This window comes from Acinetobacter radioresistens DSM 6976 = NBRC 102413 = CIP 103788 (assembly GCF_006757745.1).
Classification (GTDB): Bacteria; Pseudomonadota; Gammaproteobacteria; order Pseudomonadales; family Moraxellaceae; genus Acinetobacter; species Acinetobacter radioresistens.
The window spans coordinates 1,878,452-1,894,401 of the sequence record NZ_AP019740.1 but is presented as its reverse complement, the minus strand read 5'-3'; the positions used below and the strand labels follow the sequence as shown (position 1 = coordinate 1,894,401).

12 protein-coding genes are annotated in these 15,950 nt (G+C 43.9%); 5 read left to right on the top strand and 7 right to left on the bottom strand.

Annotated features, from left to right (window positions below; translation table 11 throughout):
- Positions 1–18 precede the first annotated feature (18 nt).
- Positions 19–1,584, bottom strand: coding sequence for an alkyl hydroperoxide reductase subunit F (gene ahpF / locus ACRAD_RS08825; RefSeq protein ID WP_005026743.1), 1,566 nt, complete (start codon positions 1,582–1,584; stop codon positions 19–21).
- A gap of 310 nt (positions 1,585–1,894) precedes the next feature.
- Between ahpF and ACRAD_RS08820 the strand changes: the two genes are divergently transcribed.
- Both ACRAD_RS08820 and ACRAD_RS08815 read left to right on the top strand, forming a co-directional pair.
- Positions 1,895–2,110, top strand: a complete 216-nt coding sequence (locus tag ACRAD_RS08820; protein WP_005026686.1) for a DUF1653 domain-containing protein — start codon at positions 1,895–1,897, stop codon at positions 2,108–2,110.
- Between the two features lie 45 nt (positions 2,111–2,155).
- Positions 2,156–2,740 (top strand): O-methyltransferase, encoded by a 585-nt coding sequence (locus ACRAD_RS08815; RefSeq protein WP_005026684.1) that lies wholly within the window; start codon positions 2,156–2,158, stop codon positions 2,738–2,740.
- A 34-nt stretch (positions 2,741–2,774) separates the two neighbouring features.
- On the opposite strand, the gene ACRAD_RS08810 is transcribed toward ACRAD_RS08815, so the two are convergent.
- The gene (locus ACRAD_RS08810) at positions 2,775–2,981 is read right to left on the bottom strand and encodes a KTSC domain-containing protein (protein ID WP_005019605.1); all 207 of its coding nucleotides are present in this window, start codon (positions 2,979–2,981) and stop codon (positions 2,775–2,777) included.
- Positions 2,982–3,165: 184 nt separating this feature from the next.
- Positions 3,166–3,729, bottom strand: a complete 564-nt coding sequence (gene ahpC, locus ACRAD_RS08805) for an alkyl hydroperoxide reductase subunit C (RefSeq protein WP_005019607.1) — start codon at positions 3,727–3,729, stop codon at positions 3,166–3,168.
- Positions 3,730–4,102: 373 nt separating this feature from the next.
- Between ahpC and hrpA the strand changes: the two genes are divergently transcribed.
- Together hrpA and ACRAD_RS08795 are read left to right on the top strand one after the other, a co-directional pair.
- Positions 4,103–7,927 carry an ATP-dependent RNA helicase HrpA gene (gene hrpA / locus ACRAD_RS08800; RefSeq protein ID WP_217449095.1) on the top strand — a complete coding sequence of 1,275 codons (3,825 nt, stop codon included), beginning with the start codon at positions 4,103–4,105 and terminating at the stop codon, positions 7,925–7,927.
- A gap of 30 nt (positions 7,928–7,957) precedes the next feature.
- The gene (locus ACRAD_RS08795; protein WP_005026674.1) at positions 7,958–9,067 is read left to right on the top strand and encodes a beta-ketoacyl-ACP synthase III; all 1,110 of its coding nucleotides are present in this window, start codon (positions 7,958–7,960) and stop codon (positions 9,065–9,067) included.
- 94 nt (positions 9,068–9,161) lie between these two features.
- On the opposite strand, the gene pdxR is transcribed toward ACRAD_RS08795, so the two are convergent.
- A complete protein-coding gene (gene pdxR / locus ACRAD_RS08790; RefSeq protein ID WP_005026672.1) occupies positions 9,162–10,649 on the bottom strand; it encodes a MocR-like pyridoxine biosynthesis transcription factor PdxR in 1,488 nt (495 codons plus the stop codon).
- Between the two features lie 250 nt (positions 10,650–10,899).
- Here pdxR and ACRAD_RS08785 point away from each other — a divergent pair, with 250 nt between their 5' ends.
- Positions 10,900–12,147, top strand: a complete 1,248-nt coding sequence (locus tag ACRAD_RS08785) for an aromatic amino acid transport family protein (protein WP_005026670.1) — start codon at positions 10,900–10,902, stop codon at positions 12,145–12,147.
- 116 nt (positions 12,148–12,263) lie between these two features.
- On the opposite strand, the gene ACRAD_RS08780 is transcribed toward ACRAD_RS08785, so the two are convergent.
- The 3 genes from ACRAD_RS08780 to ACRAD_RS08770 form a co-directional block, all read right to left on the bottom strand.
- Positions 12,264–13,679 (bottom strand): NAD(P)/FAD-dependent oxidoreductase, encoded by a 1,416-nt coding sequence (locus ACRAD_RS08780; RefSeq protein WP_005026668.1) that lies wholly within the window; start codon positions 13,677–13,679, stop codon positions 12,264–12,266.
- A gap of 19 nt (positions 13,680–13,698) precedes the next feature.
- Positions 13,699–15,030, bottom strand: a complete 1,332-nt coding sequence (locus tag ACRAD_RS08775) for an APC family permease (protein ID WP_005026666.1) — start codon at positions 15,028–15,030, stop codon at positions 13,699–13,701.
- Between the two features lie 195 nt (positions 15,031–15,225).
- On the bottom strand, positions 15,226–15,933 hold the full coding sequence (locus tag ACRAD_RS08770; RefSeq protein WP_005026664.1) for a cache domain-containing protein: 708 nt from the start codon (positions 15,931–15,933) through the stop codon (positions 15,226–15,228).
- Positions 15,934–15,950 lie beyond the last annotated feature (17 nt).

Below are 15,950 nucleotides of genomic sequence, written 5' to 3'. Positions count from 1 at the left end.
CTTTTTCGCATTAAAAAATTACTGACCGGAGCGGATAATGTAATCAAAAGCAGAAAGCGACGCTTTTGCACCTTCACCTGTAGCAATGATGATCTGCTTGTACGGTACCGTTGTACAGTCACCCGCCGCAAATACACCTTTTACATTGGTCTCGTTACGCTCATTCACCACAATCTCACCGCGGTTACTCAGCTCGACTTCTGACCCTTTCAGAAAGTCAGTGTTCGGCAGCAGACCAATCTGTACAAAGATACCCGCCAGTTCAATCTCCCTGTCCTCTCCAGATACCCGGTCCTGATAACGCAGCGCAGTCACCTGTGAGCCGTCTCCCACCACCTCTGTGGTCAACGCAGACTTGATTACTGTCGTGTTCGGCAAGCTCGCAAGCTTGTCCTGCAATACCTGATCTGCACGTAAAGTATCAGCAAACTCAAGCAGGGTGACATGCTCAACAATACCGGCCAGATCAATCGCTGCCTCAACCCCGGAGTTACCGCCACCAATCACCGCCACCCGTTTGCCCTTGAACAGCGGACCGTCACAGTGCGGGCAGTAGGCAACACCACGGGTCGCATATTCCTGCTCGCCCGGTACATTCATCTGTCTCCAGCGTGCACCGGTAGAGAGAATCACTGTTTTAGATTCCAGTCGGGCACCATTGTCCAGAGTCACTTCAACCAGACCACTGGCCGTTTCTTCTGCACCTTTAATGCTGGCAACTTTCTGCAGGTTCATGATGTCGACTTCATACTCACGCACATGCTCTTCCATGGCCGCAGCAAACTTTGGCCCCTGGGTTTTGGTGACCGAGGTAAAGTTTTCAATATCCATGGTGTCCATCACCTGTCCACCGAAGCGTTCAGCCACGATCCCGGTACGGATACCTTTACGCGCTGCATAGATGGCAGCAGTATTCCCGGCCGGACCACCACCAATCACCAGGACATCAAAGGCTGCCTTGGCATTAAGTTTCTCTGCATCTTTGGCCGCCGCACCGCTGTCCAGCTTGGCAATAATCTCTTCCAGGGTCATACGTCCCTGACCGATGTGCTGGCTGTTCTGGAACAGCATTGGAACCGCCATGATCTTGCGCTGTTCGACTTCTTCCTGGAAGAAGGCCCCGTCAATCATAGTGGCAGTGGTGCCCGGGTTATAGATGGCAATCAGGTTGAGGGCCTGCACCACATCCGGACAGTTATGACAGCTCAGTGACACGAATACTTCGAAGTCAGCAGTCAGGTTGAGCGCTTTAATCTGTGCCAGTACCTCGTCAGAGACTTTGGGAGCGTATCCGGAAACCTGCAACAGGGCCAGAATCAGCGAGGTGAACTCATGCCCCATCGGCAGGCCGGCAAAGAATACCCGGGGCTGCTCGCCCGCTTTGGCCACACCAAAGCTTGGGCGGCGGCTGTGCTGGCCATCAAGGCGTGCAGTCACCTGATCAGACAGGGCGGCAATTTCATTGACCAGCTCTTTGATTTTATCTGACTTGTCAGAGCCATCTAAAGAGGCAACCAGTTCAATCGGGCTTTCCAGACGTTCGAGTAATGTTTTAAGTTGTGCTGAAGTATTTTGGTCTAACATTGCTAACTTCTCCAAAGGAGTCAATATTAAGGAATGAATTGATGATACTGCAAAGCCATTAATAGGTAAAACAATATGTTTTTATAAATACAATCGGTTTTAAGAATTGTGATTAAAGAACAGAGCCGGTTTTTCGGGCCTGTTCTGATCTTGTTTTTCATGACTTAGCTGTTTAGGCGGTGTGTAATTCGCTCGGTTCTCAGTTGCAGACGACGAGACAGTAAATAAAATATTTTACTTTCTTCATGCAGCAAATAAAATTTTTTATGGCATAGTCATGATTGTTAAACTTCTCTCGATGGAGTGCATCATGCAAATTACCCGTGGTATTTATCAGCATTATAAGGGACAGCTATACCAGGTTTTTTCTGTAGCGAAACACAGTGAAACACAAGAGGAACTGGTTATTTATCAATGTCTATATGGTAATTATTCAATGTGGGTTCGACCTTTAAGTATGTTTAAGGAAACGGTGGAGGTAGAAGGTGAAACTATTCCCCGATTTAAGCTTATCCAGATCGTATAAATTTTAAACCATAAAAAATTTATAATAAAAACAGGAAAAACTGCCATGGCGACTTCCGAATTTAATGTCTATATGGCTGAGCTCTATCAATCTTTCCAAGCTCATGATGCAGACCAGGATGACCGATTGCTGCGCTATCGAAATATTGAGCCAGAATCGGCTTACTATTTGTCTATGCTAGTGCGTATTCAGCAACCCGAGAGATTGCTGGAAATTGGTACTTCTACCGGATACTCTACACTCTGGCTGGCAGAGGCGGCCAGAGCAACAGGGGCAAAATTAGTTACTCTGGAAATAGAGAAGGAACGGAGTCAGCAGGCACAGTGGCATGCACAAAAAATGGGATTAAATGATGTAGTCCAGTTTTGGGTCGGAGATGCGCTTGAGTTTCTTCGCCACACTCAAGAACAGTACGATTTTATTCTACTTGATGCAGAGCGGGATGCCTATATTATCTACTGGCCTTATTTAAAGAAAGTTTTGACCCCAAAAGGGGTCCTGATTGTAGATAACGTAATTTCACATGCAGATCAGGTTAAAGATTTTATATCTTTACTTCAGCAGGAGCAGGACATGATGTTAACGACACTGGATCTAGGAGCCGGTATACTCATGGCAACACGAACCTGAATCTTTTATTTTCAAAACTTTAATGTACTGAAACTCACGCTATTGATAGCCGGTCAAAGTGCAAATTAAACTCCAGATATTTGTGAACAAAAGCAGTTTTGTCAGTAACGCGCATCATATTGTCATATACAAATGCCGGTACGGGGTGATAGAGCTCGCCTGTACCATTATTATAAAAAATTTTTAAATAACGTGAAGTAGAGTCATATTTCCAGTAAATAACAGCTAAAACTTGTGGCATAGGTTTCCTCCACGCTTTAGTTATATTTTCATTTATAATGCTTATAAGCTGACCATAGTCGAAATAAATCTTTCTGTGAGTATAAAATATGTTATTGCTGTGCTGGCTCGGCTATAGAGTAAAATTCAAATAAAAAAAACCGCCTCAAATGAGACGGTTTTTTATTAGCTTAATCTAATCAAGATTAGATTTTACCTACTAGGTCGATTGAAGGAGCAAGTGTTGCATCGCCTTCTTTCCATTTAGCTGGGCATACTTCACCTGGGTGAGCGTGAACGTATTGAGCTGCTTTTACTTTGCGAAGCAGTTCAGATGCATCACGCCCGATACCGCCAGCATTGATTTCAACGATCTGGATTTTACCTTCTGGATCGATAACGAAAGTACCACGGTCAGCAAGACCATCAGCTTCGATTAATACTTCAAAGTTTTTAGCCAGAGTCCAAGTTGGATCGCCTACCATTGGGTATTCGATTTTCTTGATTTCTTCTGAAGAGTCATGCCAAGCTTTGTGAGTGAAATGAGTGTCAGTAGAAACTGAGTAGATTTCAACACCTAGCTGTTTGAATTCAGCATAGTTGTCTGCAAGGTCACCAAGCTCAGTTGGGCAAACAAAAGTAAAGTCTGCTGGATAGAAGAAGAATACAGACCATTTACCTTTCAGGTCAGCTTCAGTAATTTCGATGAACTGGCCGTTCTGATAAGCAGTTGCTTTAAATGGTTTAACTTCAGTATTAATTAAGCTCATCATTGTCTCCATGATTGAGTGTTAGCATTTAAATTTCATGATCTAGAATAGATAATTTTTTATCATTGGTAAAATAGTATTTTTACATTGCTTAAATCGGTAAAACAAATTAAGCCATTTCTATTTTACCTAAGTCTTGTCCGGTTCATTTTTTAAGGCGAAATCTAGAGCCAGTCGGGACAAGCATTTTTGCTACGCATATAACATGCCGTCGGACCCTTTAAAATTCAAGGGTTAAAATGAAAAAAACACTAAATATATTAAAGTGAGAATTCTTTCACTGGATGTCATTACGGCGTAAAATAGACAGTTCGTATTTTTATATCAGGAATTGCGCTCGGTGCTGAGTCATTTAAATGTAGATCAACTGGTCATGGCGCGGGACTCTTATCGTTTAAATCGGCTAGGTAAAGGTAAAGATGCAAATCCCAAGCAGTATCAGGAACTTTTTGAAAAATCTAACGCCAAGGTGCGGGCACGTGTAGAACGCCTCCCGAATATTAAACTGAATCAGGATTTGCCAGTCACGCAATATGCGGACAAACTGATTGAAGCAATACAAACGCATCAGGTCATTATTGTGGCAGGTGAAACCGGCTCTGGTAAAACAACACAATTACCCCAGATAGCAATGCTGGCAGGCCGCGGCCTGACGGGAATGATTGGTCATACCCAGCCGAGACGTCTGGCAGCGCGTAGCGTGTCACAGCGTATTGCTGAAGAAGTGGGTGAAAAGCTTGGGGAATCCATTGGCTTTAAAGTCCGTTTTAATGAACAGGGCTCACAGGATTCTATAGTCCGGTTGATGACAGACGGAATTCTGCTGGCTGAGCTGACCCATGATCGTTATCTGACTAAATATGACACGATTATTATTGATGAGGCGCATGAACGTTCACTAAATATTGACTTTATTATGGGCTACCTGAAGCAGCTCATTAAAAAACGTCCTGATTTAAAAGTCATTATTACCTCGGCAACACTAGATGTAAATCGGTTTAGTCATTACTTTAATGGTGCACCAGTCTATGAAGTGGAAGGCCGGAGTTTTCCGGTTGAGGTACGTTATCGTCCGATTTCCGACCTGAACATTGCAGGAAGTGATGATGATGAGTTTGATGACTTCGAAGAAAATTTACCACGTGCAGTAGTTCAGGCTGTAGAAGAGTGCTTCAAGGATGCAGAAGAAAAAGGTCATCCGGAACATGCAGATATCCTGATCTTTTCAAGTACAGAACAGGAGATTCGCGAACTTCAGGAAACTCTGGAAAAACATGGTCCACGGCATACAGAAATCTTGCCACTGTTCGCACGCCTGGGTTTAGGTGAACAGCAGAAAATTTTTAATCCGGGAGGAAAGGGCCGGCGCATTATTATTGCTACTAACGTGGCAGAAACGGCACTGACTGTTCCTAATATTCGCTATGTGATTGATAGCGGTTTTGCCCGTATTTCCCGCTATAGTTATCGCTCGCGCGTACAGCGCTTGCCGATTGAAGCGATATCGCAAGCTGCTGCAAACCAGCGTAAGGGGCGCTGTGGCCGTATTGCGCCTGGGGTCTGTATTCGTCTCTATAGTGAAGAAGACTTTTTAAGCCGGCCAGAATTTACAGAACCTGAGATCAAGCGGACAAACTTGGCTTCAGTCATTCTGCAAATGCAGAGTTTAGGTTTAGGAAATCTTGAAAATTTTGACTTTATTGAGCCGCCTGACCACCGCCTGGTTAATGATGGACGTAAGCTGCTCATTGAACTGGGTGCACTAAACGAGAAAAAAGCTGAGCTGACTAAAATTGGTCAGATGATGGCACGTATGCCAATTGATCCAAGACTTGCCCGCATGATTCTGGGTGGGGCACACTTCGGTGCGTTAAATGAAGCTCTGATTATTGTGAGCGCACTGGCTGTACAGGACCCACGTGAGCGACCTGCGGATAAACAGACTCAGGCGGATCAGAAACATGCTTTATTTAAAGAAGCTGATTCAGATTTTCTATTTTATTTGAAGCTCTGGTCAACTTTAAAAGGCAACAAGGATAACCAGCTAAGTGAAAATAAACGTCGCGCATTTGCACGTCAGCATTTTTTAAGCTGGCTACGTTTACGTGAATGGAAACAGACTCATAAACAACTTGTTGAACTGGCTGAAGGCTTAAAGCTGAGTTTTAATGATAAACCTGCCAGTTATGAAAACCTGCACCGAGCCCTGCTAACCGGATTACTTTCCTTTATTGCCAACAAGACTGATGAAAAAAATGTCTATATGGCGGTGCGCCAGCAAAAGGCACGAATTTTTCCTGCTTCTGTTTTACATAAGGCGGGTGCATCTTGGGTAATGGCTTTTGAAATGGTAGAAACTTCACAGGTCTATCTACGGACATTGGCTAAAATTGAGCCGGAATGGATTTTGCTAGCAGCCCGTGATTTGCTGAAGCATCACTATTTTGAGCCACACTGGTCGAAAAAAACAGGTATTGTAAATGCCTATGACCAGATTTCGCTATTTGGTTTAATTATTGAGCCAAAACGCCTGACCAATTTTGAAAAAGTTGATCAGGCAGCAGCTCATGAGATTTTCCTGCGAGATGCTCTCACAACCGGTAACCTGGGCATTATACCGCCATTTCTAAAACATAACCTGCTTAAACTTGAAGAAGTAGAGCGGGTAGAAGACAAGCTGCGCCGACGTGATCTGGTTGTAGATGAAGAAACTGTCTATCAGTTTTATGCTTCTAAAATTCCTTCTGAAATTGCCAGCCGACGCAGTTTCGAAGACTGGCTGGCTACAGTTGAGGCCAAAGAACCGCGTTTCTTATATGTCGATGAAGAGTCACTCTGGCTGAATGACCGTCCGACTACACAGCAGTTTCCGGATTATCTTCAAAATGGACAGTTACGTTTGGCTGCAAGTTACCGCTTTGACCCAAGCCATGATGAAGACGGGGCTACAGTAAAAATTCCATTACAGGCATTAGCGCAGGTCAATGAAGAGATCTGGTCTTGGGGAATTCCAGGCTGGCGTCAGGAACTGGTTGAGGCCTTGCTTAAATCTTTGCCAAAGGATAAACGACGTAATCTGGTGCCGATCCCGGATACTGCACGCAAGTTGCTGCGTGAGGTACAGGATAAGGATTTGCAGCGTCATGTTCTGAATTATCTGACATTTGCCTTGCGGGGTGAACAGATTACAGAGAAGGATTTTTCAGTTGAACGGATTGATCAGTACCTGATTCCTTTTATCAAGGTAACTGATGAAAAAGGCCGAGTGATTGAAAAAGGACGTGATCTGGCAGAGCTAAAAGCACGTTGCCGTCAGGAAACCCAGCGACCGGTAAAACAGCTGAAAGGTGAATATAAAACTTTTCCGGAAAGCTTTATTTTTGAAGCCACTCAGAAAGTAACAGGCGTAGTGATAAAACAGTATCAGGCTCTGGTTCCGGTAAAAAGCTTTAGTGAGATAGAAGCTAAAGATGAATCAGGTGTTGTTATACAAAGTTTTAATGATCAGGCCGAAGCCATTAAACAGCATCGTGAAGGAGTAATTCGTCTGATTCACATGCAGTTAGGTGACCTGATACGTCAGCTTAAAAAGCAGTTGGGTAAGCCTCTGGCTCTGGCTTATTCGCCATTAGGTGACCGGGCCAAACTGGAGCAAATGCTGGTATATGCGACTTTGCAAATGGCATTAACTGAACTGCCGGTGAATGCCGAAGAGTTCCAGAATGTACTGGCAGAGGTTAAGGGAAATTTCCTGAGTTATGGCCAGCAGGCTTTGGCAGCACTCAGCGATATTTTTATTCAGTGGCAAGATATTCGCCGTAAACTGCTCGTGCTTGATCCGGAAATTTTTGGGCGTAGTATTGATGATATTGAAGATCAGCTTGACCTGATGCAACTGGGCGATTTCGTTTATACCCAGCCGCCTGAGGTATGGGCAGAATTTCCACGTTATTTGAAGGCCTTGGTTCTGCGTCTGGAGCGTTTGCCTAATAACCTGCAACGTGATGAAGCTGCTATTGCCCAGGTTGACCCGTGGATGGACAAGTTATTCAGTGTCCGTAACAATCCGAAATCTATAGACTTTTACTTTATGCTTGAAGAATTACGTATTTCCCTGTTCTCCCAGCCTATGAAGACCAAAATACCTGTTTCTGCAACTCGACTGCAAAAACTATGGGATCGGCTCGGAATCAGTTAAAATACCGTCATTCTTTAAAAGGAGTTTTACATGGGCATCCGCATTACTGGTACTGGCTTGTTTCATCCTGAAAATGTCATTACCAACGAAGAGTTAGTTGAAAGTTTAAATGCTTATGTGGAACAGTATAACCTAGAAAATGCTGAAAAAATTGCTGCAGGTGAACTAGAGCCCCGCCGTGGTTCAAGTGCTGAATTTGTTGAAAAGGCATCAGGCGTCAAGCGTCGTTATGTGTCTGAAAAAAATGGTATTCTTGACCCGAAACGTTTGCGTCCACATTTGCAGGAACGTGCTGATGACCAGCTGTCGTTACAGGCAGAGTGGGGCGTAATTGCTGCCAAGCAGGCGATGGAAAATGCTGGTGTTACACCTGAAGATATTGATGTCGTGATTCTGGCATGTTCAAACATGCAGCGCGCTTACCCGGCAGTTGCTATTGAAATTCAGACTGCTCTGGGAATTCAGGGGTATGCCTATGACATGAACGTGGCATGCTCTGCAGCGACCTTTGGCCTGAAACAGGCTCATGATGCCATTAAGACAGGCGCGCGTCGTGTATTGCTGGTCAATGTTGAAATTACATCTGCGCATTCTGATTTCCGTTCACGTGACAGTCACTTTATTTTTGGTGATGTAGCGACTGCTTCTATTATTGAAAATACAGACAGCAAATCTGGCTTTGAAATTCTGGACACACAACTGTTTACTCAATTTTCCAACAATATTCGTAATAATTTTGGTTTTTTAAATACTAGTGAAAATGCCAATATTGATGACAAGCGTTTCCGTCAGGATGGCCGCAAAGTATTTAAGGAAGTATGTCCGCTGGTCGCAAAAATGATTACTGCTCAACTTGAGAAAAACAGTATTCAGCCTAATGAAGTAAAACGCTTCTGGTTACATCAGGCCAATGCCAGCATGAATGAATTAATCTTGAAGCTGGTAGTAGGCAAAGAAGCAGCCCAGCCAGGGCTTGTTCCGATTATTCTGGATGAATTTGCCAATACTTCTTCTGCCGGGGTCATTATTGCCATGCACCGCACAGCACACGAAGTAAACGATGGTGAATATGGAATTCTGTGCTCGTTTGGTGCAGGTTATTCTGTAGGCTGTATTCTGGTACAAAAGCACGTAGTATAAAAATATCTTGTTAAACTCTTAAGAAGGGTACAGTTTAGGCTGTGCCCTTTTTATTGTATTTGTATAGTGAGTAAAAGGGTAGCTTTAACCCGGTTCAAAGTGCAATCTGATGTTCTTTCAGACATTGTCTTAATACGCTAAATGCTACAAGCATGTCTTTCTCCTTTACACAGGCGAAACCTAGTAGCAGACCAGCTTGTGAGCGGTCTGCATCCGAATAATAGCGTGATAAAGGTCTTACTTTGACACCACGCGAAAGGGCCATTCTGGCAATTGCAACGTCATCACTATGCTCCGGCAGCTTGAGGACCAGGTGTAACCCTGCTGCATGACTAAATTCATGAATAAACTCTGTGCCCAGATAGCGCTCAATCAGTTCAATTAGAAATGCACGGCGTTTACCATACAAAATTCGCATCCGACGGATATGAGCGGCATAATGACCTTCTTGAATAAATTCAGCCAGTGCACGCTGTGTAAGTAAATGCCCGCCCCGATAAAGCTCGGCAGCTACCGTTTTCAGTGATTCGACCAGACTTTTAGGAATGACCATATAACCGATCCGTAGTGCCGGGTAAATCGTTTTACTGAATGTTCCCATATAAATGACGGGCGTATTTTCTTCCAGTCCCTGCAAGGAGGGGAAAGGCTGGCCGGAAAAGCGGAATTCACTGTCGTAGTCATCTTCAATTATCCAGCTGCCGTGATAACGGGCCAGGTCTAACAGTTGCCGGCGTCTGGATACGCTCAAGTGCGAACCAAGCGGATACTGATGTGAGGGAGTAACAAAGATCAGTTTAGGAACGGAAGATGTATGATCAGGAATAAGACCTTCATGATCAACGGGTACCGGGTTAATACACAGTCCATTGATCCGTAAAATATTCCGCGCACCCCAGTATCCCGGATCTTCAATCCAGACCTGATCACCAGCATCGCATAAAGAGCGTGAAACCAGATCTACTGCCTGATGAATACCTTCAGTAATCAGAATCTGGTCAGCCTCACAGCGTACAGAGCGCGCAACCCGCAAATAATCTGCTAATGCCTGTTTAAGTTCAAGACAGCCTCCGTCATTGCTATAGATGAGCCGTGAAATTTCCGGCTGGCGGCTTAAACGGTTCAGAATCCGGCCAAACTCGGCGTGTGGAAATTCGGTAACGTCTGGTGCGCCTGGCACAAAAGCACCCCACTGATAGGGGGATGCGGCTGCACTTTCAAGAAATGCAGTACCACGCTTAGACAGATGCTTTAACTGTTGCTGGTTGGGCTGTTCTGCCAGATGTTCATGTCCCGGTACCGTCAGATAGCTCTCCGGCAGGTTTTCAGCGACCCAGCTGCCACGTCCCGTATGTGCCTGAATATAACCTTGTGCCTGTAAATGCTCATAGGCATTCAAGATAGTATTACGTGAAACCTTGAGTTCATGAGCCAGATCACGCGAAGCCGGTAGCCGTGTTTTAGGCGGTAAAATACCTTCTGTGATGGCATCACGTAAACAGCAGAATACCCGGTGATATAGAGCTCCCTCGGTCTGTTTCTGTAAGCGCTGTAACAGATGGTCTCCTAACAAGCTAAGCAATTGGCTCTCTCCGGTTTATTAAAAATGGCTCTCGTTTCTGGCCCCATAAAGCATGAAATTATAAAACCTTATGGATGGGCCAGCAGGTTCAACCCTGGAGCTGAACATATACTCAGGCTTAATTTACTGAAATTCAAGGGTCTTAAAACAAGCAGGATTGATCAGAAGATGAATCTGAACCCGTTATAAAAGCATAACAGGAAATTAGAAACCTAAGTCATCAAGGACTATAATTTATAAGGAATTCATCATGTCAGAAGAGACCATACAAGGCGCAGTACCTTTTACCGTTGCAGAGTGCAAAGAAGCGCCTGTCAAATCTTTAAGTTTTCTGGAAGGCGTTGCAATGATTGTCGGCACCAATATTGGTGCAGGTATTCTTTCTATAGCCTATGCAGCGCGTAAGGCAGGTTTTATGCCCTTGCTATTCTGGTTAATTGTCGCTGGTATTTTGACCACCATTACCATGCTATATGTTGCCGAGTCAACATTAAGAACCCGGGCACATCTGCAACTAAGCGGCCTGTCCGAGCGTTATGTAGGTGCTTTAGGCTCATGGATTATTTTCGCAGCGGTTTGTGTTAATTCAATGGGTGCATTAATCGCCTATATGAGTGGTAGTGGTGAGCTGCTGAATTCGCTGACCGGCCTGCCAAGGTCACTCGGCAGTCTTATTTTCTTTATTCCCGCGGCAGGAATATTATGGCTCGGATTAAAAGCGATTGGCCGTAGTGAAAAAGTAATCTGTATATGCATGGTTGCTATGCTGGCAATTTTATTCGGTGCGACATTGCTCAATGAAAAAACCCAGTTTGTAAATCTGATGCAGGGCAACTGGATCTATATGATTCCAGTATTTAATGTCGTGGTGTTCTGTTTTTCTGCCCAATATATCGTGCCAGAAATGGCACGTGGTTTTAGTGATAAGCCTGAGCAGCTGCCAAAAGCTATTATTACCGGTATGGTAATTACATTTATTCTGCTGGCTGCGGTACCGATGTCCGTGATTGCTCTTAGTGGTCTGGATAACATTACCCAGGTAGCAACTTTAAGCTGGGGCAAGGTACTGGGTAATTGGGCCTTTTTCTCTGCTAACCTGTTTGCCTTGTTTGCAATGCTGACTTCGTACTGGGGGCTAGGTGGCAGTCTGGTTACAAATATCGGTGATCGTTTTAAACTGGCAATTCATAGCGATATGAAAAAGCGTCTTCTGGTCATGGCCATTGTAACTCTTCCACCATTTTTGCTGGCTTATAGCGGTATGGTCTCTTTCGTTAATGCTCTTTATATCGCGGGAACATTTAGCGGTGTAGTCCTGTCTATCATGCCCATGCTTATTTTAAAAGGTGCGCGTGCGCGTGGAGATATTCAACCTTCATGGACATGCAGCTCTGCCATTACTCACCCGGGCATTAAAATTCTGATTATTCTTATCTATTTTGCCAGTGCTGTTTATGCTATTGCTGCATTATTCAAATTATTGCCAGCTGGCTGGTAATTTTTATTGTTTCTAAACCTTAACTGCTCATTTATGAAACCGGTAAAGCGATTTGCTTTACCGGTTTTTAATGATTTTAAGCTGGAGAAAACTATTTATATTTCTTAAATAAAATATTAAAAAGACACCATTTTACCTGGATTCATTAAAGCTCCCACACCATAAGCACTTTTTGCAATTGGAATCACAACAGGGGCCAGAGTGCGCGCAAACAGGATGTTGGCATGATCAATCTGAGTGAGCATTTTAAAATCACTGGATTGACCAATAAAATCTGCTGCAATGGCTTTACCAATACGCACAGTCTGGGCAACACCATGCCCACTCCAGCCATGCACGGCATAAATTGGAAACTTGCTCCCGAACTTACGACTGTCTACAGCACCATTGACTGTCAAATCAGTAGTACCACTCCAGGCAAAATCGATTTCAACCTGCTTGAGCTGTGGGAAAACTGTATGAATACGATTTTTTAAATAGTTCAAGGTCTTCTCTGGTGACCAGCAGCTACCTGTACCTTGTCCGCCAAACAACAACCGGTTCTGTGTGACCGGGCGATAATAGTCAATCTGAAATTGGGTGTCGTAAACCGGATGCTCCTCAGGCAGAAGCTCATGAATATCAAGCTCAAGCGGAGCAGTGGTACTAACGTAAGTATAGAAGGGAAGCGTCGTCTGTTTTTTCTGTGGAAGCAACTTAAATGATGCATGATGTACAGCCATCACTACACTTTTGCGTGCCTTGACTGTACCGGTTGTTGTTCTGACATACACGCCGTCTTCGGCTTCTTCAATTGTAATTACTTCAGTCTGTTCATACACGGTACCCCCATTTTTGCAGAAGGCATAAATCAGGCCACGGTTTAGAGCAAGTGGATGAATCTGGCCGCCTAACTCATCAATCAGTCCGCCGGTATAATAGTCTGATTTAATATATTCACCTAATTCGTGTTTACCTACAATGCGTGTATGGTCTTCACCGAGATATTTACGGGCGTCTGCACCTTGGGTAAGACCAACCAGATGACCTTGATGAACCGCAGCAGTAATGTGTCCTCGTTTTCGTTGAAAATCCAGACCGTATTTTTCAGAGATTTCATCAATTAACTGCATAGCCTCTGTAGAAGTAAAATGCCAGAGTTTTTTTGCATCTTCATAGCCAAAATGTTCTGCCATTTCACCCGCTTCCCAACGGGCTAGACCAGGTGTCAACTGGCCACCATTACGCCCCGAAGCGGCACTACCAACACGATTTTTCTCAAGTACAACAGTTTCGACCCCCTGTTCAGCCAGATGTAATGCAGTAGAGGCGCCTAACAGGCCTGAACCAATGACAACCACATCACATTCACAATCAGTTTGCAGGACATTAAATTCATGCCAGTCTGCCAGAGAGCTTTCATAATAATTGGCCGGGTGGTCAGCTTGTAGATGACGAGGATTAACCCAGTTCCATTCTTTACCTGCCTGTTGAGTGGTTGACGGCTTAAAAACAACATCATTTAATATTATAGGTTTAGATATATTTAACATGGCTTCTGACCTCAATGAATTAATAAACATTGCTGATAGCAATATTCTGCTTTTTAAATTTTTTGTAAAAGAAAACGGAGATACCGGCCAATAACCAGATACAACCAAATATCAAGGAGGAATGATCCAGATTGAACCAGAGGCACAAGATGGCACAGACTGAAATAAATGGTAAAACCAGGTTGAGGAACTTATTCTTGAGTCCTGTGCGTTGCTGCTTTTTAATATAAAATTGCATAAATACTGAGAAATTCACTGCAGTAAAGGCAACCAGAGCACCGAAACTGATCAGGCTAACGACTTGGGCGAGATCCAGAAAAGCTGCACTCATTGAAATGAGGCCGACAAATAATACCGAAAAAAGTGGCGTACCGAGTTTAAAGTGAACTGCACCAAAGAATTTACGCGGAAAAATACCATCTCTGCCCATAATATGCAAAAGCCGCGAGGCACTGGCATGGGTAGCAAGGCCGGAAGCAAAGGTATTCATAATCTGCCCACACAGGAAAACCGACTGAAAAAAGGCTCCACCTACATAAAGCACAATTTCTGGCAGGGCTTCACTCGGATTATTGAAACGGACATTGCTGGGAAAATAAAGCTGGATAAACCAAGATGCACTAATAAAGATCAAACCGCCAATAAGGGTGGTCATCAGTACCGCACGCGGGATATTCCGCTTCGGGTCTTTGGTTTCAGCAGATAATGTCGTGACTGCATCAAACCCTAAGAATGAAAAACACAAAATTGATGCGCCAGCGATAAGTGGTAAAAGCTCATGATCTCCATTCCATAAGGGCGTAAGAGTCAGAACATGCTCATAACCCTGAGAAGAGCCTATACCCTGAATTACCAGATAAACAAATATAACCATGAGAATAATAGGCGCAAAAACAAAAACCAGACTTAAGTTGGCTAATATGTTGATACGAAAACAATTCACCAGAGTGACAACACTTGCAGAAATCATGACCCAAGCCCAATAAGGAACATCTGGAATCAGGGCAGTGAGGTAAATGGAAGCGAGTAATACATTAATGAGCGGAAGCAGGAGATAATCCAGCAGCGCGCACCAGCCAACAAAAAAGCCGTATTGTGGACCACAGCTTTCAGCAGTATAGGTATATGCTGAACCTGCTTTTTCAGATTCACGACTAAAACGCGCATAACTCCATGCAGTTAGCACCATTGCAATTAATGCCAGTATATAAGCTAAAGGTACGTGTCCATCGGTAACACCCGAAACGATGCCAAAGGTATCAAATACCGTCATCGGAGTCATGTAGGCAATACCAATAATAATGACTTGCCAGAGGGTCAGTTTTTTTAAATTTACAGTAGTTTTTTCCATATTATAAAAGCCCTTATATTTCTGTTTGCTACCCTGCAATTTTTAAGCCAGTCAATGATATGTTGCTGATATAAATAAAATAAGCATAAAGAATATGTGCCCAAACTTTTAAGTTCAGGTTCTTGTAATTTATAAGGTGGCTTGGCTTCTAATCAGAGGCTTAATTTAAAGCCTTTACCCATAACTGGTTTAAAGCTATAAAACCAGTAGCTGCAAGGGCTGGGATGACCGCACAATTGTACTAGCCATAGGCGTATGTCTCACCAGAGTACCCGTGCGAAAACCTTTTGTGTTGGAGGTAATTACACGGGCTGTATCATTAATAATCACAGCAGCCTGCTTGATTTTGCGGAGGCCAGGCAGAAAAACCTTTTCAAGTGAAGAGACCAGTAAGTCAATAGCAATTACCCCTACAAACTGGCTTTGTACCATTACGGGATAGGCTGTGGTAATCGTGTAGGCACCGTTACAGATATAGTCGACATAAGGCCCCTGAATATAGGGCTGCTTGCTGCATGCTGGCTGTTGAAACCAGTCAAAGGAGCGGAAATCGAGAAAACGCTGGGCATTCTGGTAGTTTTCAAGTTTAGCCTGTTGCAGTTCATCACCTTTTTTAAACCACCATTCCAGTGTCCAGTAATCTTTTTCTTCCTGGTTTTCGGGAGTATATCCTGCAAAACCAATCCCATGTGTATAAGTCGATTTTCCTAATGCAGCCTTAATTTCATATTGTAAAGCTTGACGCTCCTCAGTCGACAGTTTAATACCGCGACCCGGATCTATCATACGTCGAGATAAAATATGGCTGGTCTGCTGGGCCAATTGCTGTGCAGTTGAAGTGGTCTCACTTATAACCTGCTCGAGTAACATCTGGAGCTGTTCTATATATAATTCTGTTTTCATTCCTTTATATCCTTGTC